Source organism: Nocardioides sp. AN3 (assembly GCF_054653495.1).
Window position 1 is genome coordinate 49,638 of record NZ_BAAIGC010000025.1, and the last position, 24,326, is coordinate 73,963.

Annotated in this window: 20 protein-coding genes and 1 pseudogene; 9 read left to right on the forward strand and 12 right to left on the reverse strand. The window is 67.6% G+C overall.

Going from position 1 to position 24,326, the window contains the following annotated elements:
• Nucleotides 1-36: 36 nt before the first annotated feature.
• Both ACYQ1K_RS21455 and ACYQ1K_RS21460 read right to left on the reverse strand, forming a co-directional pair.
• Nucleotides 37-879, reverse strand: a complete 843-nt coding sequence (locus tag ACYQ1K_RS21455; protein WP_459985329.1) for a mycofactocin-coupled SDR family oxidoreductase — start codon at nucleotides 877-879, stop codon at nucleotides 37-39.
• An 877-nt stretch (nucleotides 880-1,756) separates the two neighbouring features.
• Nucleotides 1,757-4,096 (reverse strand): transketolase-like TK C-terminal-containing protein, encoded by a 2,340-nt coding sequence (locus ACYQ1K_RS21460; protein ID WP_459985330.1) that lies wholly within the window; start codon nucleotides 4,094-4,096, stop codon nucleotides 1,757-1,759.
• Between the two features lie 262 nt (nucleotides 4,097-4,358).
• Between ACYQ1K_RS21460 and ACYQ1K_RS21465 the strand changes: the two genes are divergently transcribed.
• Entirely contained in the window at nucleotides 4,359-4,811 is a 453-nt protein-coding gene (locus ACYQ1K_RS21465) for an Lrp/AsnC family transcriptional regulator (protein WP_459985331.1), read from the forward strand.
• A gap of 14 nt (nucleotides 4,812-4,825) precedes the next feature.
• Here ACYQ1K_RS21465 and ACYQ1K_RS21470 read toward each other — a convergent pair whose 3' ends face one another.
• From ACYQ1K_RS21470 to ACYQ1K_RS21490, 5 genes are all read right to left on the reverse strand, one after another.
• Nucleotides 4,826-5,968 carry a 2-oxo acid dehydrogenase subunit E2 gene (locus ACYQ1K_RS21470; RefSeq protein ID WP_459985334.1) on the reverse strand — a complete coding sequence of 381 codons (1,143 nt, stop codon included), beginning with the start codon at nucleotides 5,966-5,968 and terminating at the stop codon, nucleotides 4,826-4,828.
• 104 nt (nucleotides 5,969-6,072) lie between these two features.
• Nucleotides 6,073-7,866 carry an acetolactate synthase large subunit gene (locus ACYQ1K_RS21475; RefSeq protein ID WP_459985335.1) on the reverse strand — a complete coding sequence of 598 codons (1,794 nt, stop codon included), beginning with the start codon at nucleotides 7,864-7,866 and terminating at the stop codon, nucleotides 6,073-6,075.
• A 250-nt stretch (nucleotides 7,867-8,116) separates the two neighbouring features.
• Nucleotides 8,117-8,650 (reverse strand): hypothetical protein, encoded by a 534-nt coding sequence (locus tag ACYQ1K_RS21480; protein ID WP_459985336.1) that lies wholly within the window; start codon nucleotides 8,648-8,650, stop codon nucleotides 8,117-8,119.
• A gap of 372 nt (nucleotides 8,651-9,022) precedes the next feature.
• Entirely contained in the window at nucleotides 9,023-10,609 is a 1,587-nt protein-coding gene (locus tag ACYQ1K_RS21485; RefSeq protein ID WP_459985339.1) for a GMC family oxidoreductase, read from the reverse strand.
• Nucleotides 10,606-11,373 (reverse strand): HAD-IIB family hydrolase, encoded by a 768-nt coding sequence (locus ACYQ1K_RS21490; RefSeq protein ID WP_459985340.1) that lies wholly within the window; start codon nucleotides 11,371-11,373, stop codon nucleotides 10,606-10,608. The genes ACYQ1K_RS21485 and ACYQ1K_RS21490 overlap by 4 nt, the downstream gene beginning before the upstream one ends.
• 17 nt (nucleotides 11,374-11,390) lie before the next feature.
• Here ACYQ1K_RS21490 and ACYQ1K_RS21495 point away from each other — a divergent pair, with 17 nt between their 5' ends.
• The 6 genes and pseudogenes from ACYQ1K_RS21495 (at nucleotide 11,391) to ACYQ1K_RS21520 (ending at nucleotide 16,484) form a co-directional block, all read left to right on the forward strand.
• The gene (locus ACYQ1K_RS21495; protein ID WP_459985341.1) at nucleotides 11,391-11,627 is read left to right on the forward strand and encodes a hypothetical protein; all 237 of its coding nucleotides are present in this window, start codon (nucleotides 11,391-11,393) and stop codon (nucleotides 11,625-11,627) included.
• Nucleotides 11,628-11,898: 271 nt separating this feature from the next.
• On the forward strand, nucleotides 11,899-12,486 hold the full coding sequence (locus tag ACYQ1K_RS21500; protein ID WP_459985342.1) for a hypothetical protein: 588 nt from the start codon (nucleotides 11,899-11,901) through the stop codon (nucleotides 12,484-12,486).
• A 133-nt stretch (nucleotides 12,487-12,619) separates the two neighbouring features.
• Nucleotides 12,620-12,772, forward strand: a pseudogene (locus ACYQ1K_RS21505) (DUF5994 family protein); the annotation flags it as partial.
• A complete protein-coding gene (locus ACYQ1K_RS21510) occupies nucleotides 12,714-13,034 on the forward strand; it encodes a DUF5994 family protein (protein ID WP_459985345.1) in 321 nt (106 codons plus the stop codon). The pseudogene ACYQ1K_RS21505 and the gene ACYQ1K_RS21510, both read left to right, overlap by 59 nt.
• Nucleotides 13,035-13,258: 224 nt before the next feature.
• Nucleotides 13,259-14,335, forward strand: a complete 1,077-nt coding sequence (locus tag ACYQ1K_RS21515) for a glycosyltransferase family 4 protein (protein ID WP_459985346.1) — start codon at nucleotides 13,259-13,261, stop codon at nucleotides 14,333-14,335.
• Nucleotides 14,336-14,348: 13 nt separating this feature from the next.
• On the forward strand, nucleotides 14,349-16,484 hold the full coding sequence (locus tag ACYQ1K_RS21520; RefSeq protein ID WP_459985347.1) for an amylo-alpha-1,6-glucosidase: 2,136 nt from the start codon (nucleotides 14,349-14,351) through the stop codon (nucleotides 16,482-16,484).
• Nucleotides 16,485-16,604: 120 nt separating this feature from the next.
• Here ACYQ1K_RS21520 and ACYQ1K_RS21525 read toward each other — a convergent pair whose 3' ends face one another.
• Together ACYQ1K_RS21525 and ACYQ1K_RS21530 are read right to left on the reverse strand one after the other, a co-directional pair.
• Nucleotides 16,605-17,102 (reverse strand): DUF5994 family protein, encoded by a 498-nt coding sequence (locus tag ACYQ1K_RS21525; protein WP_459985348.1) that lies wholly within the window; start codon nucleotides 17,100-17,102, stop codon nucleotides 16,605-16,607.
• Nucleotides 17,103-17,241: 139 nt separating this feature from the next.
• A complete protein-coding gene (locus ACYQ1K_RS21530; protein WP_459985351.1) occupies nucleotides 17,242-17,964 on the reverse strand; it encodes a lysophospholipid acyltransferase family protein in 723 nt (240 codons plus the stop codon).
• Between the two features lie 84 nt (nucleotides 17,965-18,048).
• On the opposite strand from ACYQ1K_RS21530, the gene ACYQ1K_RS21535 reads away from it, so the two are divergent.
• Nucleotides 18,049-19,599 carry a hypothetical protein gene (locus ACYQ1K_RS21535; protein WP_459985352.1) on the forward strand — a complete coding sequence of 517 codons (1,551 nt, stop codon included), beginning with the start codon at nucleotides 18,049-18,051 and terminating at the stop codon, nucleotides 19,597-19,599.
• 443 nt (nucleotides 19,600-20,042) lie between these two features.
• Here the strand turns inward: ACYQ1K_RS21535 and ACYQ1K_RS21540 are convergent, their stop codons facing one another.
• Nucleotides 20,043-21,149 carry an IS110 family RNA-guided transposase gene (locus ACYQ1K_RS21540; RefSeq protein WP_459985353.1) on the reverse strand — a complete coding sequence of 369 codons (1,107 nt, stop codon included), beginning with the start codon at nucleotides 21,147-21,149 and terminating at the stop codon, nucleotides 20,043-20,045.
• 1,048 nt (nucleotides 21,150-22,197) lie between these two features.
• Here ACYQ1K_RS21540 and ACYQ1K_RS21545 point away from each other — a divergent pair.
• Nucleotides 22,198-23,124: an acyl-ACP desaturase gene (locus ACYQ1K_RS21545; protein WP_459985354.1), complete on the forward strand. Its 927-nt coding sequence runs from the start codon at nucleotides 22,198-22,200 to the stop codon at nucleotides 23,122-23,124.
• Between the two features lie 375 nt (nucleotides 23,125-23,499).
• Here the strand turns inward: ACYQ1K_RS21545 and ACYQ1K_RS21550 are convergent, their stop codons facing one another.
• On the reverse strand, nucleotides 23,500-23,883 hold the full coding sequence (locus ACYQ1K_RS21550; RefSeq protein WP_459985355.1) for a hypothetical protein: 384 nt from the start codon (nucleotides 23,881-23,883) through the stop codon (nucleotides 23,500-23,502).
• Between the two features lie 226 nt (nucleotides 23,884-24,109).
• Nucleotides 24,110-24,292, reverse strand: a complete 183-nt coding sequence (locus ACYQ1K_RS21555; RefSeq protein WP_459985356.1) for a hypothetical protein — start codon at nucleotides 24,290-24,292, stop codon at nucleotides 24,110-24,112.
• Between the last annotated feature and the right edge of the window lie 34 nt (nucleotides 24,293-24,326).

The following is a 24,326-nucleotide window of genomic DNA, read 5'->3' on the forward strand; positions in this document are numbered from 1 at the left end:
TCGAAGGCCATCGTTCGTCCCCTCGACCCAGGCCTGCTAGTGGCCCGAGAGCCCCGCATCGATGATGAGAGCGGTGCCGGTGACTCGGCGCGACTCGTCAGAAGCAAGCCAGAGCACGCCATTCGCAAGATCCTCAGGCTCCACCCACGGCACGGCTAGCAGGTGTGTCTGCGTGAGGATGTCGAGCATTCCCTGCCGCCGAACCTCTGGACTCTCGTGCTCCTGGCCAGGCGTGAACAGGTTCCACATGACCTCGTTGTCCATCATGTGCGTGTTGACTGCCGTCGGCTGCAGCGTGTTGACGCGAATTCCGTGCGGTCCGAGTTCGAGCGCGAGTTCTTTGGTCATGCCGATCAGCCCGTGCTTGGTGGCCGAGTAGTGCGCCATGTTTCCAACTCCACCCGCCACCACTCCCGACGTGGTGAAGATGATCGAGCCGCCTTTGCCTGCCTCGATCATCGAAGGGATGACTGCCTTGGCGACGCGCCAGCTTCCTGTCAGGTTGATGTCGATCTGCGTCTGCCAGTCGGTTTCCGTGATCTCCCATCCAGGCGCCAGCAATGTCACGCCGGCATTGCCCACCACGACGTCAATGTGTCCGAACGCCTGTAGCCCGTCCGAGACCACCTTGTCGACGTCCTCACCACTGCGCACATCGCCCACGTGGGAGACCACTTGACGACCGATGCTCTTGACCAGGTCGATCGTCTCGGCGAAGTCGTCTTCGGTGGCCGCTGGATACCGGACTCCGGGCACCGGGCGGCACAAGTCGAGCATGATGATGTCGGCGCCCTCTTCCGCCAGGCGCTTCGCGTGCGCCCGCCCCTGACCCCGTGCTGCTCCGGTGATCAGCGCAACCTTGCCATCCACTCTGCCCATGACAACACCCTTCTTCGGACCACGACGTGACCCACTGAGACCGACGTCACGAACGTACGGCGATGGTGTGACGGCAGCCACACCCTGATAGAGCCACCCATGTCCCATGTTGAGCGCGGACTGCGGGCATGAGCTCCTCTGTGTGCTGCCGCGAGTTGGCCGGGTTCGAGCTCCGAGTGTTTCCCGGTTTGGGGGCGTTCCAGCTGCGGACGTTTCGGTTGATGTCGGTCCATCACATGAGTTCGTCGTCACTCGTTGTGATCGGAGCGCGCCGCCGAGCGCCGACGACCTGAGTCGCTTCCCGCGTTCTCGCCGTCAGTTGCCCGTTTGATCGCGAGAGTGCGTCATGACGACGCAGTTCTGGGGCCCGCCGGGGAGGGCGTGCAGCTTGTAGTCGGTGGACGCCTCTCGGATTGCACGCTCGTCGGATGAAGACCAGACCTTCGCGGATGCTGATGGAGGACCAGCATCCAGGTCGAGATCTTCAGCGTGTCCGCGCCCGGATTCGTGGGTCCGCCAGCAGTTCGGGCGGGCGCGAAAGACCGCGTTGCCCTCGCTGGAGGGGATCGAGGCGCCGCCGCTACCAGCGGAAACGCTCCGACCTCTCCCCTCGCCCGCCAGTTGGGTCGACTGGGTGAGCACCCCGGAGCCGTTTGATGTCGCCGATCTTTAACCGCCGCCCGACGAAGCTGCTGAGCTCGGCCGGCAGGTTGTCCAGTCGTGTTCCTGCGCACCGGTCCACTCGGCCCCAGCGATGCCGGGCCGAGTGGGTCAGTCCGCCACGGCTACGTCATCGTAGGCGTCAGTCCGTCACGCCGGGTCGCTGTTTGAGGCCTCGCTGGAGGATTCCTCGAATGGAGGGCTCGGAAGGTAGCGGTCATCGCCCTAGAAGACCGAGGGCTGCGTCGACGACGGCCGTCGTGTCGATGCCGTGCAGCGCGTAGGCATCCGTGACGCTCGAGGACTGGCCGAACTCGCTGACGCCCAGACAGCGGATGCTGTCTCCTCGCGCGGCGGCGAGGAAGGCGAGGGTGTGGGGGTGGCCGTCGAGCACCGTCACGAGGGGTGTGGGGTGAGTGTGTGGGAAGAGCTCGCCGATGATGTCGCCGCCATGCCCGGGCGCCCTGCGGCCTCGCTGCTGGAGCGATCGGAACACCAGGTCGGCGCTGGTCAGGCACACGACTCCTGCGATCACCCCGTGCTCGGAGAGAACGTCCGCCGCGGCGAGCACCTCCGGCATGATCGCACCCATCCCGACGAGTGTGATCTCCTCGGTGGCGGGGTCGTGGCTGGTGATGCGATACCCGCCCGCCAGCGCCTGCCTCCTCCTGCGCTCCAGGAGCTCCGGTGACTCGGGGACTCGCGCCGAGGCGGGGTCGAGCGGGCGCGTGGAGAGCCGGAAGTACGACGAGGTTCCGCCCTCGATCCCGACCTGCGACATGGCGTGCAGGAACGTCCACTCCAGGTCGTGCGCGAAGGCGGGCTCCCAGGCGATGCAGCCTGGCTGCTCGAGCCCGATCGAGGGCGTCGTGATCGACTGGTGTGCGCCACCCTCCGGTGCCAGCGTGACTCCCGACGGCGTCCCGACCAGGATCGACTGACCGCCGGCATAGATGCCGTAGGACCACGGCTCCAAGGCGCGCGAGACGAATGGGTCATAGATCGTGGCGATCGGGATGAGGCGTTGTCCCCAGCGGCTCCAGGTGGCTCCCAGCTCGCCGAGGAGGCCGACCAGGTTGACCTCGGCGATCCCGAGCTCGATGTGCTGCCCGCGGTCGGTCTCCGCCCACTTGAGCAGGCGCTCGGCGTCGTCGGCGAACCAGTCCCTGCGGTCCTGAACCGACCAGACACCGGTCTTGTTGATCCACCCGCCCAGGTTCGTCGAGGAGGCGACGTCCGGGCTGCAGGTCACCACGTGAGCGGCGGCCTCGGGGGCATCTCGGGGGAGGTCGGTGAGCAGCCGGCCGAGTGCGGCTTGGGTGGAGATCGGCTTGCGGTGTGAGTGGCCCAGCGTGGTCGGCACCGTGAAGCTCATGTCTGTGTTGATGGGAGCGCGACGTAGGTCCTGTGCGCGGCGGGCACACAGCTGGCCGGCCGGGCTGTTCGACTCGAACGACCGCCACGGATCCTCCAGCGAGGTGCCGCAGGTGTCGGCCAGGGCGAGGATCTGTGACTCGGTCAGCAGAGCGGAGTGGTTGTTCGGGTGGCCCTCGGTCGGCAGGCCTCGGCCTTTGACGGTGTAGGCGAAGACGACCGTCGGACGCTGGTCGTCCACCGCTGCGAAGGTGTCGACCAAGAGGCCCAGATCATGGCCGCCGAGGTCACGGATCGCGTCGGCCAGGACCGCCGGCTCCAGGCTCGCGAGCAGTGCCCGCAGCTCTGGATCGGAGCTTTCCCCAAGGATGCGGGCGGGCAGCTCGTCGACGTGTGCCCGCAGCATCCGTTGGTACTCCTCGTTGGGCATCTCCTCGAGACGATGGCGAAGCGCCGACCCGCCAGGCCGCTCGAACAGCTCGCTCACCAGGCGACCCCATTTCAGGGTGATGACCTGCCAGCCCGCCGCCGCGAACATCCCCTGAAGGCGTTCGATCTGGATGTCGGGAACTACCCGGTCCAGGGACTGACGGTTGAGGTCGACGACCCAGAGCAGCTCACCGAGCCGCGCGGCTGATGGGTCGGCGACCGCCTCCCAGATCGCGCCCTCGTCCAGCTCGGCGTCGCCGATGAGGCTGATGAAGCGGCCAGCAGGTGGTGTGGCGGCGAACTTCGATCGCGCATAGCGGTGTGACATCGCGGCCCACAGCGTGGCGGTGGCGCCGATGCCGACAGACCCGGTGGAGAAGTCGACGGTGTCGGGGTCCTTGAGGCGGCTGGGATAGGACTGCAGACCGCCCTTGGCACGCAACGTCGGCAGGTACGTCGCGTCGAGGTCGCCCAGCAGGTAGTTGATGGCGTGCAGCGCCGGCGAGGCGTGCGGCTTCACCGAGACCCGGTCCCCTGCGGTGAGCTCATGGAACCAGAGGGCGACCATGATGTCGACCATGGACGCCGTCGACGCCTGATGACCGCCTACCTTGACGCCCGTGTCGTTGGGCCTGCCTCTGTTCGCGGCGTCCACGATCGCCGTCGCGAGCCACAGCACACGCTGCGAGATCTCGCGCAGCGTCGGGACGGACACGTGCGCTGCGGGCGGAGGGACCAGATCGATCTCGGACACAACGACTCCTCGACGGCACCATGCCGCTTCGACATCAGGCTCGACAGGCGCCTTGAACAAGCGCCGGTATTGCCGCAACGACTCGATCCGGGGTGGGGAGAGTCGTTGCTCAAGGGGTGCGGGGATCGCCCGCGCTCAGGCTCGCACATCTCACGCGGCGGCGGCGCGTATCCGCAATCATCGCGCCAAGATCGCAGACCCAAGCACGCCCACGGCAAGGTTTGGCGACCGAATGCGGCTGAAGACGTGACATCATTGCGCCGTGACACTCGACGACGTCGACCAACGCATCCTCACCATTCTTCGTCGTGACGGGCGAGCCTCGGTCACTGAGATCGGACGGCAGGTGGGCCTCTCACCCGCGCCCGTCTCGCGGCGGATCGAACGGATGGAAGCCGACGGCGTGATCCGGGGATACACCGCACTGATCGACGACGCGCAGTCCGGCTCGCTCGAGGCCTTCACCGAGATCCGGCTGATGGGCAGCACCGACACCGGCGAGCTGGGCGAGATCGTCCGCCAGGTTCCAGAGGTCCAGGAGTTCTACACGATCGCAGGAGATCCAGATGCCCTCGTCCGGATCCGCGTCGAGGACGTCAACCACTTGCAGCGCGTGGTGAACGCGCTTCGGCGCACCGGCAAGCTGACCGGCACGAAGACCCTCATCGTCATGGACGCGTGGAGCCGCGTCGAGGAGCCGTCAAAGGAGGTCTGACAGGACTCGGACCTTCAGAGCTCGATGACGCCCTGCTCCAAGCGGCGCCGCACGTCGGTCAGATAACGAGCGGCATCCGCCCCATCGACGATGCGGTGGTCGTAGGTCAACGCGAAGTACACCATGTCGCGGGCCGCGATGCTCTCGCCCAGCTCGCCATCGCGGGCGATGACGGGTCGCCGCACCACCGTCCCGGTGCCGAGGATCGCCACCTGCGGCTGGTTGATGATCGGGGTGTCGAACAGGGCGCCCCGGCTGCCCGTGTTGGTCAGCGTGAACGTGCCACCTGACAGCTCGGCGCTTGAGAGGCTCTCACTGCGGGCACGGCTCGCCAGGTCGGCGATCGCACGAGCCAACCCTGTGACGGACAAGTCCCCGGCATGGCGGATGACGGGAGCGACCAAGCCTCGGTCATGGTCGATCGCGATGGCCAGATGCTCGGCGTCGTGGTAGGTGATCTCGTCGGAGTCGGGGTCGATCACAGCATTGAGCGAGGGATGCTGCTTGAGCGCGTCGAGCGCGGCCTTCGCGAAGAACGGGAGGAAGGAGAGTCTGACGCCTTCGCGGGCATGGAACTCGTCCTTGACCCGCGAGCGCAGCCGCGCGACCGCTGTGACGTCCACTTCGACCACGGAGGTCAGCTGCGCCGAGGTCTGCAATGAGTGCAGCATCCGCTGCGCGATCAGCTTCCGCATCCTCGTCATCGCGACGGTGGTGCCACGGACCGAGGAAACCGGCGCGGTCTTGTCCGATGCCGGCGAATGATGAGCGGTCGGGGATGCGGAGCGTGAGTCTGGGGTGGCCGGGCGCTCTGGAACCGGCGAGACGCTCGGTGCCACGGCTGGCGGTGGTGCTTCGGTCTGGTCGACGTGGTGGACCTCGGCGGACGCGGGTGGTTCCGGCGCCGTTCCCTGGCCTTGACCGCTCGCGACGAGGGCGACTACCGCTCCGACCTGAACCGAGTCGTCCTCCTTCGCTCGGATCTGGGTCAGCGTGCCCGAGAGCGGCGATGGGATCTCAGTGTCGACCTTGTCGGTCGAGACCTCGAACAGGGGCTCCCCGGCCTCGACCTGGTCACCGACGGCTTTCAGCCATCGGGTGATCACGCCTTCGGTGACTGACTCCCCCAGCGCAGGCAGGTGGACTTCGATCGACACAGTTGGACATCCCTTCGAGGTGTCTACGGCGGCAGGAACAGAAATGGGGCGGGGAGGACTGTCGGCCCACCCGCAGCGGCACCGGTCGGGCGTGCGCGGCGGAATCAGAGGTCGCTGGTCTCGAACGAGGGCGCCATCCCTCGGGCGAGCTGGATGGCGTCGTTGCTGGCGCCATCGGCGATGCTCGGCCAGACCAGCGCGTCGGGCTGCACACGGAAGTCGACGACGACGGGTGCGTGATCGATCTCCATCGCCCGTTCCAGCACTGTGTCGACGTCCTCGGGACGGTCACACGCCAGACCCACGCAGCCGAGTGCCTCAGCCAGCAAGGGGAAGTCCGGGATCAAGCGAGCACTCCCGGGTCCCCGCAGATCCACGTTGCTGAGCCGGTCGTTGTAGTAGAGGGACTGCAGTTGCCGCACCATCCCGAGGGACTGGTTGTTGATGATCGCCACCTTGATCGGGATCTTGTTGATCGCGCAGGTCGCGAGCTCCTGGTTCGTCATCTGAAAGCATCCGTCACCGTCGACGGCCCACACCGTGCTCTGTGGGCAGGCGACCTGCGCACCCATCGCCGCAGGCACCGCGAACCCCATCGTGCCCAGGCCACCCGAATTGATCCATCGGTTCGGCCGCTCGTGCGGCAGGTGGTGAGCCGCCCACATCTGATGCTGGCCGACCCCAGAGCTGAAGATCGTCTCCGGACCACACATGCGGGCCAACCGCTCGAGGACGAACTGCGGCGCGAGGCTGCCGTCCTCAGGAGTGACATATCCGACCGGATAGTCCGCCTTGATGCCCCCGACGAACGTCGTCCACTCCTCATAGTCCAACGCGTCACCCGCGTCGATCCGTGCCACGAGCTCCACGATGAGCCCCGAGATCACCGATCGGCAGTCACCGACGATGGGAACGTCCACCGGCCGGTTCTTGCCGATCTCGGCGGGATCGATGTCGGCGTGAATCACTTTCGCCAGCGGTGCGAACGACGTCAGATCACCGGTCACCCGGTTGTCGAAACGGGTCCCCAGCGCGATGATGAGATCACTCTTCTGCAGGGCAGCGACCGCCGCGACAGAGCCGTGCATCCCCGGCATCCCGAGGTGCAGGAGATGGGAGTCCGGGAAGGCCCCTCGTGCCATCAGAGTCGTCACCACCGGGATGCCGGTCAGCTCGACCATGCGCGCAAGCACTGCATCTGCACGCGCACGGATGACGCCACCACCGACATAGAACACCGGGCGGCGGGCCTGTGCGATCAGGGCGGCGGCATCCTGGAGCTGACGGCCGTTCGGCTGCCGAGGCGGCCGATAGCCGGCGAGCTCGATCGTCTCCGGCCACTCGAAGACAGTCTGCGCCTGAAGTGCCGACTTGGTGATGTCGACCAGCACCGGCCCGGGTCGTCCCGTTGACGCGATGTGGAACGCCTCGGCGATCGCCGCAGGGATCTGACCGGGGTCGTCGACCAGGTAGTTGTGCTTCGTGATCGGCATCGTGATGCCGCGGATGTCCGCCTCCTGGAAGGCGTCTGTCCCGACGAGGCTGGAGGCCACCTGACCCGTGATCGCCACGATCGGGACCGAGTCCATGTAGGCGTCGGCCAGAGGCGTCACCAGGTTGGTCGCGCCTGGGCCCGAGGTGGCCATGCAGACGCCGACCTTGCCCGACGCGACCGCGAACCCCTCCGCAGCGTGTCCGGCACCCTGCTCGTGGCGCACGAGGATGTGCCGGATCGAAGAGTCGTTCAGCGCATCATAGGCGGGCAGGATCGCACCACCCGGGATGCCGAAGACGTCCGTCACCCCCACCGCCTCCAGCGACCTGACCAGGCTGACCGCACCGGAACAACGCGAATCCACAAGGACCCCTTCAGGGCGAGGAGCCGCATCACGCGGCATCAGAACGAGAGCGGAGAAGTCGCGGGTCCTTGTGGGACGAGATGGGCTGGTTCGCGTTGGTGCGCGAATGACAGCCGAGGAGGGCGACCTGCCCCAGATCCTGCCGGAACGCTCACCACTCGCGCCATGATCGAGCATGAGATGTTCGTGTCACGCCGAGAACGACGCGAGGACACGACACCCAAGCGCATGATCGGAGCGCAACGAGCATGGATCCGGCTCACCGTGTGCGATTGCCGAAGCCTTCTGGTCAGGCGGTGCCGCGGCCGCCAAGAGCACCCCGGATCACGAGGCCGGCCGCCGAACCGACAGAAAGTCGCCACCAGGATCGAGAGGGGCAGCAAGGACGGATGCCCACTGCGAGACCGATGGAACTGCCGAGTTGCTGGGTGGTCTGGAGCAGGCCAGAAGCAGCGCCGGCGTCGCGATCATCGACGTTGTCCAGCGCGAGCTTGGTGATTGGCATGAGCGCCAACAAGTGGGAGATGCCAGTGAGGAGGAGCGACGGCAGAGCATGGCTCCGGAGCAGCGCGAGTTGCAACAACGATTCGCGAACCAGTGACTCGGTGCGGGCGAGGATGACGAGGAGGATCCCGCCGACAGCGTGTCCGGCAAGACAGCTCGGAGAGGTCCAGCCGCGGCTCGGCGCTTCGACGGCGACCCACACGAGCGCGGCCGGGCTTCCGCTGGCCGCGAGTGCCCCGGGGAGGTCCTGCCTGATCCCTGCCGCCCATCTATGCGGCGGCAATAGCAATTCCACCCGGAACCAGGGTGCACTGACCATGCACCGCACTCGGCCTACCGCCGGGGCTGTGCCACCAAGAATCCGATGCTGCGGTCCACCCACGCGAGCTCGTCGACCGCCAGATCGGTGGGCCTAATCTCGCCGTCTCGCCGCGTCCAGACGTGGCCGTTTCGCGCTCAGATCGCGCCTCCAACGTCCGACGCCGCCCGGCCTCTTGGGAACCAATCGCGGCCTTCTTGTCTTCGAGCTTGGCTCCCAGAGTCGCCCTGCCGGATTGAGGCACATGGAGTGCCTCACTGGGTGCGTTGAGAGCTTGGCCGCGGCACCGGCAAGGAGGAGATGCGGTGCCGCGACCAAGCGGTGGGTTCACCGTCGGCGGTCGGATCACCCGGACCGGCATGGAGCCGGTTGCTATTGGGCGGCCTTCACCAGATCGGCGCCCTTCTCGGCGATCATCATCGTGGGAGCCATCGTGTTGCCGCTCACGAGTCGCGGCATGATCGAGGAGTCGATCACGCGCAGTCCGTCGACCCCGTGCACCCGGAGCTCATCGTCGACGACCGACATCTCGTCGCTGCCCATCCTCGCCGTGCCGACCGGGTGGTAGTCGCAGGAGGCGTATTGGCGCACGTACTGCATGAGCTGCTCGTCCGTCTGAGCGTCAGGACCGGGGAGCCGTTCGGTCTTGATGAAGCTCGCCATCTCAGGCTGAGCCAGCACCTCGCGGATGGTGCGAATCTGGAGGAGCGCCATGTCGCGGTCCCGCTTCTCGGAAAGGTAGCGGGGGTCGATGAGCGGCTCGTCGCGGGGATCGGCGGATGCCAGCTTGATCGTTCCCTTGCTCTCTGGGCGCAAGAAGGTCGAGTTGATGGTGAAGCCGTTGCCGGGCATCCGAGTCTGCCCGCCGCGGATGACGGTCGCCGGCGCGATGTGGATCTGCATGTCGGGCCGTGTTTCGCCCGGAGAGGTGAAGAAGCCGCCACCCTCCACGATGATCGAGGCGGCCGGCCCGCTGCGCGCAAAGATCCACTGGAAGCCAGGACCGATCATCCGCGGGAAACGGTCGAGACCGTCGTAGCTGATGGGCTCCTTGCACAGCGAGTGAACGTTGGTGTTGAGGTGGTCCATCAGGTTCTTCCCGACGCCCGGGAGGTGATGAAGCACCTTGACACCGAGCGGCGTCAGCTCTCCGGTGTCGCCGATGCCGGACAGCATCAGCAGCTTCGGCGTATTGATGGCTCCAGCGGAGACGATCACCTCGCGGTTCGCCCTGAGCACCGTGGCGCCTCCGCTGTGCCCGACCTCGACCCCCACCGCGCGGCCGTGCTCGACCACGACGCGGGGGACGAGGAGCCCCGTGCGGACCGTGAGGTTAGGTCGCTTGCGGGCCGGGCGCAGGAAGGAGGTGGCCTGCGAGCGACGGAAGCCTCCCCGATAGGTCGCCTGGTACAGACCCGCGCCAGCCATGGTGGCGCCGTTGAAGTCGGGGTTGTACGGGAGTCCCCAGGACTGCGCGGCCTTGACGAAGGAGGTGCTGAGGATGTGGGGGTTCACCTGGTCAGAGACTGCCTGGGGGCCACCTTGGCCGTGGTATTCGTCAGCGAGACGGCTGTTGTCCTCGGACTTCTTGAAGTACGGCAGGATGTCGTCGTAGCTCCAGCCCTTGTTGCCGGCTGCTTCCCAGCCGTCGTAGTCCTCCCGCTGGGCGCGGATGTAGATCATCGCGTTGATTGCGCTGGAGCCACCCAGGGTCCGCCCTTGCGGATACCAGATCTCGCGGTTGTCGAGGTGTTCCTGAGGCACGGTGCGGAAGCGCCAGTTGACCCGCTTCCCGAAGAGCATCCCGACGCCACCGGAGATGTGGATCATCGGGTTGTTGTCCCGGCTTCCTGCCTCGAGCAGGAGCACCTGTACGTCCGGGTTCTCGGTGAGCCGGTTCGCCAGGACACAGCCGGCGGTGCCACCCCCGACGATGATGTAGTCGAACTGGCGCTTCATGTCGTGCTCCTGACACTGAGATTGCTGAGACTGGCGAGTTGGCGGAGGTGTGCCGCGAGGTCGTCGGTGGTGTTGTCACCGATCACGTGATCGGCCGCTGCTCGCACGAGGGGTGGGGCTTGCCCCATGACGATGGCGTGACCTGCGGCCGCGAGCATCGGGAGGTCGTTGAATCCGTCCCCGACGGCGACGGTGTCGCAGGGTTGGATGTCGAGGACTTCGCACGCGGTGAGCAGACCGGTTCCCTTGTCGGTGTGGGCTGCCGTGATTTCGAGGTAGTTCACGTGCGAACGGCTGGCCTTCACCGTGGCGGGAAGCTCGGCTTCCAAGACGGCGAGGGCTGCCAGTTGGTCAGGCTCGTCGGCGATGACAAGCACCTTGTGCGCGCTTGACCCCTCGGTCAGGCTGGACACCGTGCGGGGCTGCTCGCGGGTGATGGCGGCCGCTCGCTCGATCGCCCGGTCCACCCGGACGCAGCACCAGTCGAGCTCCGCGTAGGCGCTGACCGACAAGCCGAGGGCCAAGGCCTGATGCTCGATCTGCGCGACGGCGTCTGTCGAGACGGTGGCCTGCCGCTCCACCGTGAGCCGGCAGCCATCCCACGTCGTGACCATGCCGCCCTGATAGGCCACCATGAGATCCCCCACGGTCCCCAACTGGTGCTGGACGAGTCCGATTCCCTTGGGGCTTCGCGAGGAGCACAGGACGACGTGCACACCTTCCTCCCTTGCGACGAGCACTGCCTCGCGGATCGCCGCCGACACCGAGTGGTCTGGGCGCAGTGCTGTTCCGTCGAGGTCGAGGAAGACCGCCGCCTGAGCGGATCGAGCTGAATGAGCAGATCGCCAAGCGGTTCCACAGGCGTGGCATCTCGCCTGAGGTGGCTAGGCTCTTTCCGTCGGTGGCTGGCGGCCGAGACAGCGAACTCGCAGAGCTTGCCGCTGACTGGGAATCCCTTCTCGAGCGCGAGGCGGCCCTCTATCGCGAGATCCTGGGCGTGGGTGTGGAAATCGAGTGACGTAGCTGCACACGATTGGTCGAGAGCGCGACGTGCGGGTGCCGGTCGCAGGATGCGCCGGCCCTTGGTCGGTTGTCCGAGGAGAGCAGGTCGGCGTCGAGGCCGGATTTCTGGACAAGGCCCTGCGCGGAGTTGCACGAGGTAGGGTCGGCTCGAGAGGCTGGAGCAACGGGCCTCGCCGACCAAACGGTCCGTGTCTGCACGAGCGCTTCGTTTGCTGACAGCGTCAACGGAGCAGCCATGGAGCACGTTTGCGTGCCGGGGAACGCCCATGTTCGGGCTTGAGCCCGGGCGCGGATTCGAGTCGCCCGACAAGCAGATCGCCGATGACCATCGCATGATCGATCAGCTGGGGCTCGCGTCGTTGGTGTACGACTGGGGAAACGGCGAGCAGGGTCAGTCGCTCACGTTCCGGATGGAGCATCACGCTTGGGAGCTGTACGGGTTGCCCCAGGAGGCGGACGCCGTCGCCCGGGCGACACTCGCGCGGACCACCCAGCGGCATAGCCACTGGGTCGTGGAGTGGCCGGGCCGCGACCGGGTGCTCGTGCGCCGACCGCACCTGCTTGAGGTGCCGGTGCTACGTGGTTGGACCCGAGCCCGCCGGCAAGGGGAGCTCGACCGGCGTGTGCGGGACTCCGCCGCGACCGTCGGTCGCCTCGACGAGCGGCTGGAACGACACGAGGTGCTCGAGCCGCTCTACGTGGAGCGGACCCAGCTGGGCGGCCAAGACTGGAAGCGAACCGTCGCCCTGTTGTCCGGCGGCGGACATGTAGCTGTGTTCCCTTGCGACTGGTACGCGTTCATCGTCAGTGACTTCCTCGAAAGCTGTTCGGAGGCAGTCCAGCGCGATTGCTGACCGACCGACACCTGGAAGGGTCGACTCGTCGCGCGCGGCGGCGGCCTGCGGGCGCGGGGTAGTCTGTGAGGACGACCGCGGATTCCGGACACGCAGCTCCGGTGACGCGGCAAATCCTGAGGCGGCGGTCCTGATGGACACGCTTGACACCGCACGACTGGCGCTGAACGTGGCAGCAGATCGACGCACGCTCGACGAGGCGTGGTGGCCACGGAGCCGTGCGCTGAGTGAGGAACTCATTCACCTGTTCGCGGCCTGGCCGATCGACGCCGGATACATATCCCGGGTCATCGTCTCTCCCGGGCGATTGGGACGACACGCCGGTCAAGGTGGAAATCCCCCACCGGAGAGGCCAGGTGAAGACTGGCCTGCTTCCCGCGGACACTACGCACCAGCTGGTCCTCATCATGCTTGACGGGCAGCGTCGGTCGCTCGTCGTCATTCCGCCGGGCGCCGCGGAGAACACGGCCTCGAAGTACTTGGGCGCCTTCGGCGTCCGTCGCGACCCCGCGTCGATGTGGTCTACCCCGAGCCCGGCTGATACCTGAATTCTCAGGATCGCAGGGACTCAACCATTTTCGCTGCGTCGCGCGCCTACTTGGCCGCTCCGCCGTCATCCCGTGCCGACTCGGGCGGGGTGCCGCGCGGTAGGCCACCGAGCACCATCAAGCCACCGAGCACCATCAAGCCACCGGGCACCATCTAGCAGAAGGCGACTCCTCATGAGCTCCTCCACGCACACCATCACCGCGAGCCGCGCCGGGTACTCCGGATGAGAGTCGGCCTGATCGCCCCACCGTGGACGCCGGTTCCGCCGGTCGGTTACGGGGGGACGGAGGTCGTCGTCGACAACCTCGCACGCGGGCTGCAGGAGCTGGGCCACGACGTCCGGCTCTTCAGTGTCGGCGACTCCACGTGTCCCGTTCCGACGTCCTCCCTCTACGAGACCGCGCCGCACCCCATCGGCACGACGGTCGAGGAGGCCGCGCACGTCATGGCGGCGTACGACGCGTTGGCCGATGTCGACCTGATCCATGACCACACCGTTCTCGGTCCACTGCTGGCACCACACCCGCAGCGCGGCGTACCGCCCGTGCTGAGCACCCACCACGGCGCCTTCACCGGGGAGAACCGCCGGATCTTCCGGCAGATCGCGCGGCGCGCAGGCGTCATCGCCATCTCGCACGACCAGGCGTCCAGAGCGCCCGAGGTCCCGATCGCCGCCGTCATTCATCACGGCATCGACCTGGCGATGTACCGGCCCGGCCCCGGCGACGGCGGCTACCTCCTGTTCCTAGGCCGGATGTCTCCGGACAAGGGCGTCGCAACCGCCCTCCGCGTGGCACACAACACCGGCCATCGTCTGGTGGTGGCGACGAAGATGCGGGAGGCATCAGAGATCGACTACTTCAAGACGGTCGTCGAACCGATGCTCACCGCCGACGACCAGGTGCTCGTCGAGCCCTCCATCGCGGTGCGGCTCGAGCTCCTGCAGCACGCCGAGGCGCTGATCAACCCGATCGCCTGGCCCGAGCCCTTCGGGCTGGCGATGGCTGAGGCCCTTGCCAGCGGCACGCCGGTGGTCGGCTACGGGACCGGGGCCGCGCCCGAGATCATCGATCACGGCGTCACCGGGTTCCTGTGTCGCAACGAGGACGACCTGACCGATGCCGTCGGTCGCATCCCCATCCTCGACCGCCGAGCTTGCCGCGCGGCCATGGAGGAGCGCTTCTCGCTGCCCCGGATGGTTCGCGATCACGTCGATCTCTATGAGCGCGTCCTGGCGAACCCGGCCTCGACCCACGGACTGCGCCTCGGGGACCGTCTGCCCGTCGAGGTCGTCGCGTGAGGGGGCGCTCCGGGTGACGTCGCCCTGGACGTCCGGCTCCGAGCCCGCCAGCGAGTCCGGCGGTGCGGACACCGTCACCCTGCTCGAGGGCACCACGTTCTGCATCAGCGAGCCGGGAGGGGACATCCGGGCATCCGGGGCTCAGGGCCTCTTCGTCCGGGACACACGGGTGCTGTCACGGTGGACGCTGACCTTCGACGGGGTCACCCCCAGCCTGCTCGACGTGCAACGGCTCGAGCCGTACCACGCGACGTACCTCGGTCGGATTCCTCCGGCCGTCGGTCTGGCCGACAGCACGATGTTGGTCGTGCGAAGCCGTCACATCGGTCTCGGTATGAGCGAGCGGATCACGCTGCGCAACCTGGCCGCCGTCGAGGCCGCAGGTGTGCTCCGGTTGGGCATCGACGCGGACTTCGTCGATCTGTTCGAGGTCAAGGACGGCCGCACGTCACCTCCCGATCACATCGCGCGGGTGGTGAACGACGACGGCATCAGCCTGTCGCGGACCCTCGGCAACCACCATCCCGGCGTGCACGTGCGAGCGGACGGCGACCCTGACCTCACGCCGCAGGCGTTGAGCTGGAACGTGGCCATCCCGGCCCGCAGCGAATACGTCGTCACCGTGCACGTGGCGCCCGTCGTCGACGGCGTTCGGCTCGCGGGCCGCCAGGAGCCAGGCGACCCGCTTGCCTACGTGCAGCCGGCCCGCCGGCTCTACCAGTGGCGCCACGGCATCCCTGAGCTGACCACCGGGGATCCCGTGCTGTCCGCTGTCCTGGAACGGAGCGTCGAGGACCTCGGCGCGCTCCGGATCTTCGACGAGAAGCACCCCGACCGCGCCGTGGTCGCTGCCGGCGCACCGTGGTTCATGGCGCTCTTCGGGCGCGACTCGATCCTGACGTCGTGGATGCTGTTACCGCTCGACAGCAGCCTGACCGTGGGTACCCTCCAGACCCTCGCGGACCACCAAGGCGCCCTGACCGACGCCCTCACCGAGGAGCAGCCCGGACGAATCCTCCACGAGATCCGGTTCGGCCACACGGCGGTCGACCTCACGCTGGGCGGAAGCCGTGTCTACTACGGCACCGCCGACGCGACCTCGCTGTTCGTCATGCTCCTCGGCGAGCTGGCCCGCTGGGGCGGCGACCCCACCGTCATCGAGGAACTCCTCCCCCATGCCGACCGGGCGCTGGACTGGATCGAGAACGTCGGCGACCGAGACGGCGACGGCTTCGTGGAATACCAGCGCGGCACCGACCAGGGCCTGGTCAACCAGGGCTGGAAGGACTCGTGGGACGGGATCAGCTTCGCCGACGGCCGCCTTCCGACCGGCCCGATCGCCCTGGCAGAGGTGCAGGCCTACACCTACGCCGCCTTCCTGGCTCGCGCCGACCTGGCCGAGGCCGCAGGCGACGATGTCGGGCATCACGCCTGGAGCACCAGGGCGGCCGACCTCAAGCGCCGGTTCAACGAGGCGTTCTGGATCGCCGACCGCGGGTGGTTCGCCGTCGGGTTGGACGGCGACAAGCAACAGATCGACAGCCTGACGTCCAACATGGGGCACTGCCTGTGGACCGGGATCGTCGACGACGACAAGGCCGATGCCGTCGCGGACCACCTGCTCTCACCCGAGCTGTTCACCGGCTGGGGCATCCGCACGCTGGCGACGAGCATGGACCGCTTCAACCCGATGGGCTACCACAACGGCTCGGTGTGGCCTCATGACAACGCCCTGTGCGCCGCGGGCCTGATGCGCTACGGGTTCGTGGACCACGCCCAGCGCGTCATCACCGGCCTCCTGGACGCCGCCAGCCACTTCGGCCACCGACTACCTGAGCTGTTCAGTGGCTTCGACCGCGACGACTTCCCTTCCCCGGTTCCCTACCCGACCTCGTGTTCGCCCCAGGCGTGGGCCGCCGCCGCTCCGCTCTTGTTCCTCCGCACCCTGCTGCGCTTCGATCCCGACGCCCCGCACGGGCAGGTCGTGTGTGCGCCGTCGGTCCCTGACCGATACCTCCCTCTCGGGGTGCACGGGCTCCGGGTCGACGGGCTCAGACTAAAGATCGACGTCACCACCGACGGCTGGCTCATGGACGGTTTGGGCAGCGCCCGTTTCAGCGTGACGTCGCCGAGCGACCATCGCCGGTGAGGTCCGGGCTGAACGGGGTCGCCCGCCAACAAGGACTCCTTCACCGTAGAAGGGACCGCCGAGAGTGTACCGGTCAATGCGCCTGATCCGACAAAGCGTCGCGGACGGGACGAACCCACATCAGGACCCGCCGTCGTCGGTCCAGTGATCCCTCGGGTCGACGTCGGGGTATTGGGTGACCTCGTCCAGGAGATCGATGGCCGAGTGAGCATTGCCGGTGGTCGCCGCGGCCAGGAGGGCCTCCTCGCCTTGGTCGCGGGTGTAGTCGGGCGGGACGACGAGCACGCGCAGCACTGTCCGGTCTAAGGTCTTGATGTTGATGAGGTGGGTGTCGTCGCGGGGGAACGACCCGACCTTGACGAAGCCACGAATGACCGGGATGCGCCGCGGCGCGGGATCCCAGTCTGGCGGGGAGATCACGGCGCGGACGATGCGGCCGAACTCCGCGGGGAAGTGGTCGACCAGGTCGGCCAGCTCCACCGACAAGTCCCGGCTCTGGGGCCACCAACCGCCGTCGAGGTAGTTCCTGCCGGGATGCTCGGCCATGCGAAGCCGCAGCGGGCCACGACTCGGCGTCTCGATCGCAGACACAAGGATGGGACCGTTCGACGTCGACATGACGCCCGCCTCTCGGCCGGGACATGCGTCCGGGTGGAGGCTTCATCGCCGGCCAGTCACTTCAACACTACGTCGGCCACCAGGCTCCCGGCCGGATTCCGGTCCCCGGCCGCCGTTCTCCTCTGGCGTCAGCAAAGCGCTACTTCTCGATCCTCTTCTTGACTACCCATGCACCCAGCCCGACGGCGGCGAGCATGGCGGCGATGAGGGTGGGCCGGTTCTGCCAGCGGTTGTACTCCTCGGTGACCTGCGGCCAGGCCGCCTCGATCGCGTCGCCGGCGTCCTCCGGTGTCGCCGACAGGCCGGCGACGGACACGGGCGTGCCGAACACCAGGCGGACACGCCGCGGGAGCGGCCAGCGGCGCTTCTCGGTGCCGGTGATCGTCGCCGGCACCAGCGGTGCGCCGGCCTCGATCGCGAGCCGGGCAGCACCGCGCTTCGGCGTACCCAGGCCCTCGTCCCGGACGCGGGTGCCCTCCGGGAAGAGAGCGAGCGCATCGCCTCGTCGCAGGATGGCGCGGGCGGTCTCGAGGGCCTCGGCGTCGGACTCGCCGCGACGGACAGGGAAGGCACCGAGCCGCAAGAACACCTTGGCGAGTGGTCCGTCGAAGTGCTCGGCCTTCCCCATGAAGTGCACGGGTCGACGCAGCGCTATCGCGACGAAGAACGGGTCCCAGAAGGACTTGTGGTTCGGCACGATCACGACTGGCCCGTGCTTGGGCACGTTCTGCGTCCCGGTCGCAGTGAAGCCGCACAGGATCCGGAACAGCAGCGCCGCGGCGTGCTTCACGATCAGGTAGAGCGGCCCACTGACGCCCTGCTCGCGTGCGATGCGATGGGCGTCGTGGTTCGTGATTGCCATGGCCGCATCCTCCACCAAGGCCGATCTGCCGCACGACCAAAAAGGCGACCGGGCCGGAGTCAGGGCGGCATGATGGGGAGCCTCATGACACCCACCCTGGTCTACCTCCACGGCATCGGCGCCGATCACGACGACGCTTGGCGCGATGTGTTGGATGCCGCGTTGCGGGCGGCGGGCTACCCGGGCCTCGACGGTGTCGAGTGCCGTGCCCCGAAGTACCCCAACACCCTGCGCTACCCCAGCGACGAGCATCACCCGCTGCCGCCGCAGACGGTCCGACCCCTGAGGGGAGATGCGCGTGATGAGGTGCGGTGGCGCGTGGAGCGAGCGACAGCCGACCTCGAGGGTGCGCTCGGCGCCCACACCGCGGGGAGAATGACACCGCTGGCGGCAGAGACGGTGCCGGCGGTGATGAAGGTGCTTCCGCAGGCACGGCGCTATCTCGAGGACGATGCGACCCGGGCCAACACGCTCCACCGGGTGCTCGCCGCCCTTCCCGAGTCCGGCCCGATCGTGCTGCTCGCTCACAGCCTGGGCAGCATCCTCGCCGCCGACCTGATCACCCGGTTGCCCGCCGGCATCGAGGTCGTCGGGATGGTCACCCTCGGCTCACCAGCCGGCCATCTCGGCCTGCACAAGGGCAGCGACCGGCTCGAGGTGCTGCGCGAGCCCCCGCCGCACCTCGCCTGGTGGCTCAATGTGTGGGGCGGCGCGGATCCCGTCACCGGCATGCGCGGCATCTCCCACCGATTCCCCTGGGTGCTCGACATCGGCCTGCCGGCCGCGCGACACCCGATGGCGAACTACCTCGGCTCCACGACCGTCGCCACGGCCGTCGGGCGTGCCCTGTTCGGCAGCCTGAGCGGTGAGATCGCCGTACCCGAGGCCCTTCCCGAGCCCCAGATCGATGACGTCGAGCTGCATGCCTACCTGCTGCTGACCTATGCGCACTTCCTCGCCGGGCACCTGCCGGAGAAGCGGCGCGTGCGTTTCCGTGCCGCGCTGGAGGTGACGCGCGCCGACCTCACCGAGCGCCTCGGACTCACGGACGCCACCGAGCCGCCGGACCCGGCGCGGTTGCGCACGTTGTCGAAGTCGACAGCGATGCTGCCGCTGATCGGTATCGCGACGGCGAACCCGGTGGCGCCCTACGACGTCGGGATCAACCCGGCCGCCCGTCGCGAGGCTCTGCACGACCTGGTGGTCTGGGTCGGTCTCTACAGCGGCTATGCCCGTTCGCTGCAGCACGCTCTCACGCAGGCGTCGATGGCGATCGCTCCGACCTGGGCGGATCGTGTATGGCTGCGACCGCGCCGGCCGAGCACCCTGAGCCGGCTCGACCCTGTCGAGCTGGCCGCCATCCGGTTGGTGGCAGCCGAGCTTGCCCGACAGCGCGAGGGACTCGACTCCGACCCGCAGGTCTACCCGACCTTGGCTCGTGCCGAGAGTGATGCGCTGCGAGATCGGGCACGTCTGGCGCCGTACTCCGAGCCTCGAGCGCCGGCCGTTCGCCTTCTCGACCGTCAGGCGCGCGCACTGGCGCGGGCGATCCGCGCACTGGAGAAGCGGGGCCTTAACCCCACCGTTCCTGCTCAGAGCGACGACGAACGTGATGCAGGACCGTGGTCGCTCTAGGTGACGCCGTGACCGTGGTTCCTTCGGGTCCGGTTGTTGTCGGGCTAGCGCGGTGCCGGCGAGCAGGACCGTGGCCTCGTGACATCCGTGTCGAGCAAGGAGGCGCGTCGTGGCTGAGCGGCTGACCCGGGCGCCGTTCTGATATGTAGGGGCTGTTTGTCAAGAGGGCGTGGTGAGGCGCCCACCGCGGCTGGCTTGTCGTGGCGGGCGCCTACGTGCTTCGCTGGCGTGTTCGCGGGTCTGGTGAGCGTGTCGTTGGCGACGTCGCGGGTCAGACTGATATTCGCGGGTTGGCTACCGCAGGACGGGTGGTTCGGCTGGAGCGGATCGTGCTTGTCTAGTGCCGAGCGTCGCCCCGGAGGGCTGCTCATAGTACGGTCGCGGGTTTGCTCCACGCGCTGCCACCAGCCGGAACTGGTCGGCGAAGCAGTCGGTGGGGGGTCTTAGCCGTCCGCGGTGGGTGCCTCGAGCACGGCCAGGGACCAGCACCAGCCGGCGAGCTCGCGAGCGATCGCGACGTCAGCGGTGGTGTTGCGCTTGTTGCGGTCGATGAACTTCACCCAGCGCTGGTGGAGTCTGCGGTTGCCCTCGTCGCCACGGACCCGGGCTGCGGCCGAAGCGAGGTCCCAGCGAGCCCGCAGGGTCGCGCCGAGGGTGTAGCGGGGCCGGTGGTGCCAGGCGGCCTCGACCAGCAGCCGGCGGGCGTGGGTGTTGCCGGTCTTGGTGATCGATCCCTGCGACCGGTTCCCTCCGGAGGAGTACTCGGTGGGGACCAGCCCGACAAAGGAGCCGATCGAGTTGCCGGTGAACCTGTTCCAGTCGCCGACCTCGACCGCGAGCGCGAACCCGGTCAAGGTCCCGATCCCTCGCAGGCAGCCCAGGCGCCGCACGATCGGGGTGTATTCGGAGTCGGCGGCCAGCACGGCGATCTGCCCATCGAGCCGGTCTCGGCGAGCGGTGATGCTCACGACGGCCTCATAGTCGGAGTCGAACGTCAACCGCGTCGCGGCCGATCCCAGTTGGCCAGCGGCGTGGCCGCGCAGCCATTGGTCGTGCTTGCCGGTCCAGGCGTTGCCGCCGTAGTAGACGATCCCGTGCCGTAGCAGCAGCTTGGAGAGCCGGTGCCGGGCACGCATCAGGTCGCCGCGAGCATCCTCGCGGGCTCGGACCAGGTCTCGGGCGGCTTCTTGGTCGAGGGTCGGGATCGCGACCGAGACGATCTCGTCCAGGCGCAGCAGCCGGGCCAGATGCAGGGCGTCCTTGGCATCGGTCTTGACCCGATCCCCGGCCGGCCTCTGCAGCTTCGAGGGCGCGACCACCTCGCACCTGATCCCGCTCGCGACCAGGTGCCGGCACAGGCCGAACCCGGTCGGGCCGGCCTCATAGGCCACCGCGACCGGTCCGGGCAGACCTTGAAGCCAGCCGGTGATGTCGTCATAGTCCGGGGTGAGCCTGGTTTGGAACAACTCACCGGTCACGCCGTCGATTCCTGCCGCCGCGACCGATCTGGCGTGCACGTCCAGCCCAACACTCGTACGCTCAGTGAACACCGGGGCCTCCCACAATTGTCGGATAGGCCGAGCAGGCAGCCCCTGCTCGGTAACCCACGAATCTTGTGCGCGAGGCCCCGGCCAGCAACCCCCCTTCCCAAGCTCGGTCGGCGGGGCCCACACCACCGGGGGCCTTCCTCGCTCCGCTGCCGACGCTGTCGGGGGCCCGCAGCGTGTCAACGTGGAGCACGCGCAGCGAAGCGAGCATGAACGACGTTGACACCCAGGGCCACCGGCAGAGAATCTAGGGAGCGTGAACGCCCTCACTACCGCAGGCTCGCTTCATACCGTCTAGCTCGGCCGGCTCAATGATCACAAGGACAGGAACGCCGCTCCGTGGAGGTGATCATGATCGGCACCCCCGGCGTCACGCACCAGGCGAAGTACAAGCACCCCTCAGTGGCGAACGATGCGCGCGTACTGCGCTACACACGTCCACTGAAGGGCGCTCTGTCATCGACAGTACATCGGGGCGTCCGCAAACCACGACCGCTGCCCGGACGCCGGCTGGCGCCAGCCCTACTGCTTCGCGCTTGCTCGCAACCTCCGCACATGCCTATCCGGCTCACTCAGGCCGATGAGCAGGGTCGAGGTCAGGGTAGGCGCTGCTGGTAGCCGCTGAGGGTCGAGTCGTGGAGGTAGGCCGTGAACGCGGCGTAGGCGTCATCGGCGTCGAAGACCTCGTGCGCCATCGCGACGACGTGGAACTCGTCCCACCGATCGTCTCCATAGGCCCACGGGAACTCATGGGTCGAGACGTCAACGAAGGCGGGAGGTCAGCGCGACGAGCTTGCGACGTGGGCATCGCCGATTGGAGGGACGCCTTCAGGGTGCGGACCCTGCCAGCCGTAGAGCCAAGGCGACCGGTCACTTGGCCCGACGACGGTCTGCACGCGTCCGATCCGTGCGCTACCGCCGCCTGTGGGCGCTCGGTCGGCGCGGCGATAGTCGCCGCCAACGTCCATGTCCGCCGACCACGAGACCTTACCGGTGGTGTGATGACGGACCGGACCTATCCCTGGACCCAGCGGGAGTGCTAAGCCAAGACATGGACACCCCGACGCTCCTCAAAGAGCTGGCCCCGACGGTCGAGGACAACCTCAACCGGCACCTGGCGGCGGCGCAGGAATGGATGCCCCATGAGTACGTCCCGTGGGCCGACGGCCGAAACTTCGCTCTGCTCGACGGCGAGCCGTGGTCGGTCGAACAGTCAACGCTCTCACCGATCGCGCGTACGGCGCTGGAGGTGAACCTCCTCACCGAGGACAACCTGCCCAGCTACCACCGCGAGGTCGAGCGGGCATTCGGCCGAGAGAGTGCATGGGGCGAGTGGGTGAATCGGTGGACGGCCGAGGAAGGCCGGCATGCCTTCTGCATCCGCGACTACCTTCTCGTCACGCGAGGCGTCGACCCCGACGAGCTCGAACGGGCGCGGATGCTGACGATGGAGACCGGCTTCGACTCCGGAGACAAGCCGCTGTTGCACGTGTGCGCCTACGTCTCGTTCCAAGAGCTCGCGACGCGCGTTTCGCACCGCAACACCGGCCGGATCACCAAGGACCCGATCGCAGAGCGGTTGCTCACCCGCATTGCCAAGGACGAGAACCTGCACATGATCTTCTATCGCAACATTGTGGACGCCGCTCTGCAGCTCGCGCCGGGGCCGACGATGCGGGCGATCGCAGACGAGGTCATCGGCTTCCAGATGCCAGGCGCTGTCATTCCCGGCTTCGCCCGGAAAGCGGTGCAGATGGCGAGGGCCGGCATCTACGACCTCCGCATCCACCACGACGACATCGTGATGCCCTTGGTCCGGCAGTGGCGTCTCTTCGAGCTCGAAGGTCTCGACGAGGAGGGTGAACGAGCGCGCGACGAGCTGGCCGCCGCGATCGCGGAGCTGGACGAGCAGGCCACGCGGTTCGTGGAGCAGCGCGAGGCGGCTGATGCGAAGCGGGCGACGCGCAACGGCTCCTAGCTAGACGGCGGCGGCGAGTCGACCCATCGTCGGTCGCGGGTCGGCGAGCGACTGAGCCGTCACAGAGCGAAGCGATCGTTTGCGCCTGGACAGGTGAAGGACCTGTCGCGAGGCCAGGTCGACAGGCGAACTACCGTCGTCGGAAGGTGTATGACAGCGGACTCTCTGTCCGAAGTGGTACATCCCCCCACCCTGTCGAGAGCCCGCAGGTCAACGTCCAGTTTGGCGAGCGGCAACGAGGGATGGAGCCAGAAGCGTGGTCGCGTCTCGGACACGTATATGACGCAACCCGTCCAGGCGCCCGTGTCGCCAGAACTGTCTTCCCAGGTCACAGGCTTGCGGACCAGAACCCGCCGATGTGTCCGAAACCCGCGATCACAGATACCATACCCCGGTATGTGCAAGGGCCTCTGACAAGCGTTTCCGCTGGTCAGAGGCCGTGTCCTCGCTGATGCCGTCGTAGTCGAAGTTCAGTCCTGATGCCTCCTGGGCGGCGTTGATCGCTGGCAGGATGAAGGCCAGGTAGTCGGGCGGAGCGCCTGCCGGGTTGATGACGTAGTGGATCGGCTTGCATGGGTCGTAGGTCACGGGGTCGCCGGCGGCGTCGATCTTCAGGATGTTGTAGGCAGTCGACGTTTGTTGGGGAACGACGACCGGACGGAGCCGGTTGGGGACGCCGATCCCGAGGCTCTGTGTAAGCGGCGCCAGCGGTCCCTTGCCGAGGAGCGCCCCGGAGGTAGTGAGCACGAGCACGAGCACCACAACCACCGTGATGACCGCCGCGCTCCCCGGCAGTCGCCGATGGCGCCGCCTCCTCACCGCCGTGTACCGCGCGGTCGATGGTCGGGACACAGTTCCGCCTCGAGTGACACCAGTCCAACGGGCTCCGTCATGGAACCTCTCGCCATCGCCCCCGGGTTCGGGGTGCCAACGTCGTGTCAACGTCACCGCGGCCTCCTTGGAAGACCGTCCCGCTGCGGGTTGATCACAGTCTGTTGCTCAGGTCGGCATACGTGCCGATGCCGAGCGCCGGCAGAAGCAGGAAAGGCACGATAACCACGCTGATCACGAAAGTCGCGAGGCCCAGCCAGGGACGTCCCTTCCAGGCGTGCAGAACGCCTCCACCAAGAACAGCGCCCGGGACGACGAACGGCAGCGACTCCTGCAATGCATAGGCGCACCAGACAACGACTGCCCCTTAG

Bases quoted from the DNA above. Each gene is read 5' to 3' on its own strand.
- ACYQ1K_RS21525 (WP_459985348.1), bottom strand. From the start codon at position 17,102: ATGTCGACGTCGAACGGTCCCATCCTTGTGTCTGCGATCGAGACGCCG.
- ACYQ1K_RS21480 (WP_459985336.1), bottom strand. From the start codon at position 8,650: ATGGTCAGTGCACCCTGGTTCCGGGTGGAATTGCTATTGCCGCCGCAT.
- ACYQ1K_RS21475 (WP_459985335.1), bottom strand. From the start codon at position 7,866: ATGCCGCGTGATGCGGCTCCTCGCCCTGAAGGGGTCCTTGTGGATTCG.
- ACYQ1K_RS21545 (WP_459985354.1), top strand. From the start codon at position 22,198: ATGGACACCCCGACGCTCCTCAAAGAGCTGGCCCCGACGGTCGAGGAC.
- ACYQ1K_RS21455 (WP_459985329.1), bottom strand. From the start codon at position 879: ATGGGCAGAGTGGATGGCAAGGTTGCGCTGATCACCGGAGCAGCACGG.
- ACYQ1K_RS21530 (WP_459985351.1), bottom strand. From the start codon at position 17,964: ATGGCAATCACGAACCACGACGCCCATCGCATCGCACGCGAGCAGGGC.
- ACYQ1K_RS21515 (WP_459985346.1), top strand. From the start codon at position 13,259: ATGAGAGTCGGCCTGATCGCCCCACCGTGGACGCCGGTTCCGCCGGTC.
- ACYQ1K_RS21535 (WP_459985352.1), top strand. From the start codon at position 18,049: ATGACACCCACCCTGGTCTACCTCCACGGCATCGGCGCCGATCACGAC.
- ACYQ1K_RS21485 (WP_459985339.1), bottom strand. From the start codon at position 10,609: ATGAAGCGCCAGTTCGACTACATCATCGTCGGGGGTGGCACCGCCGGC.
- ACYQ1K_RS21500 (WP_459985342.1), top strand. From the start codon at position 11,899: ATGTTCGGGCTTGAGCCCGGGCGCGGATTCGAGTCGCCCGACAAGCAG.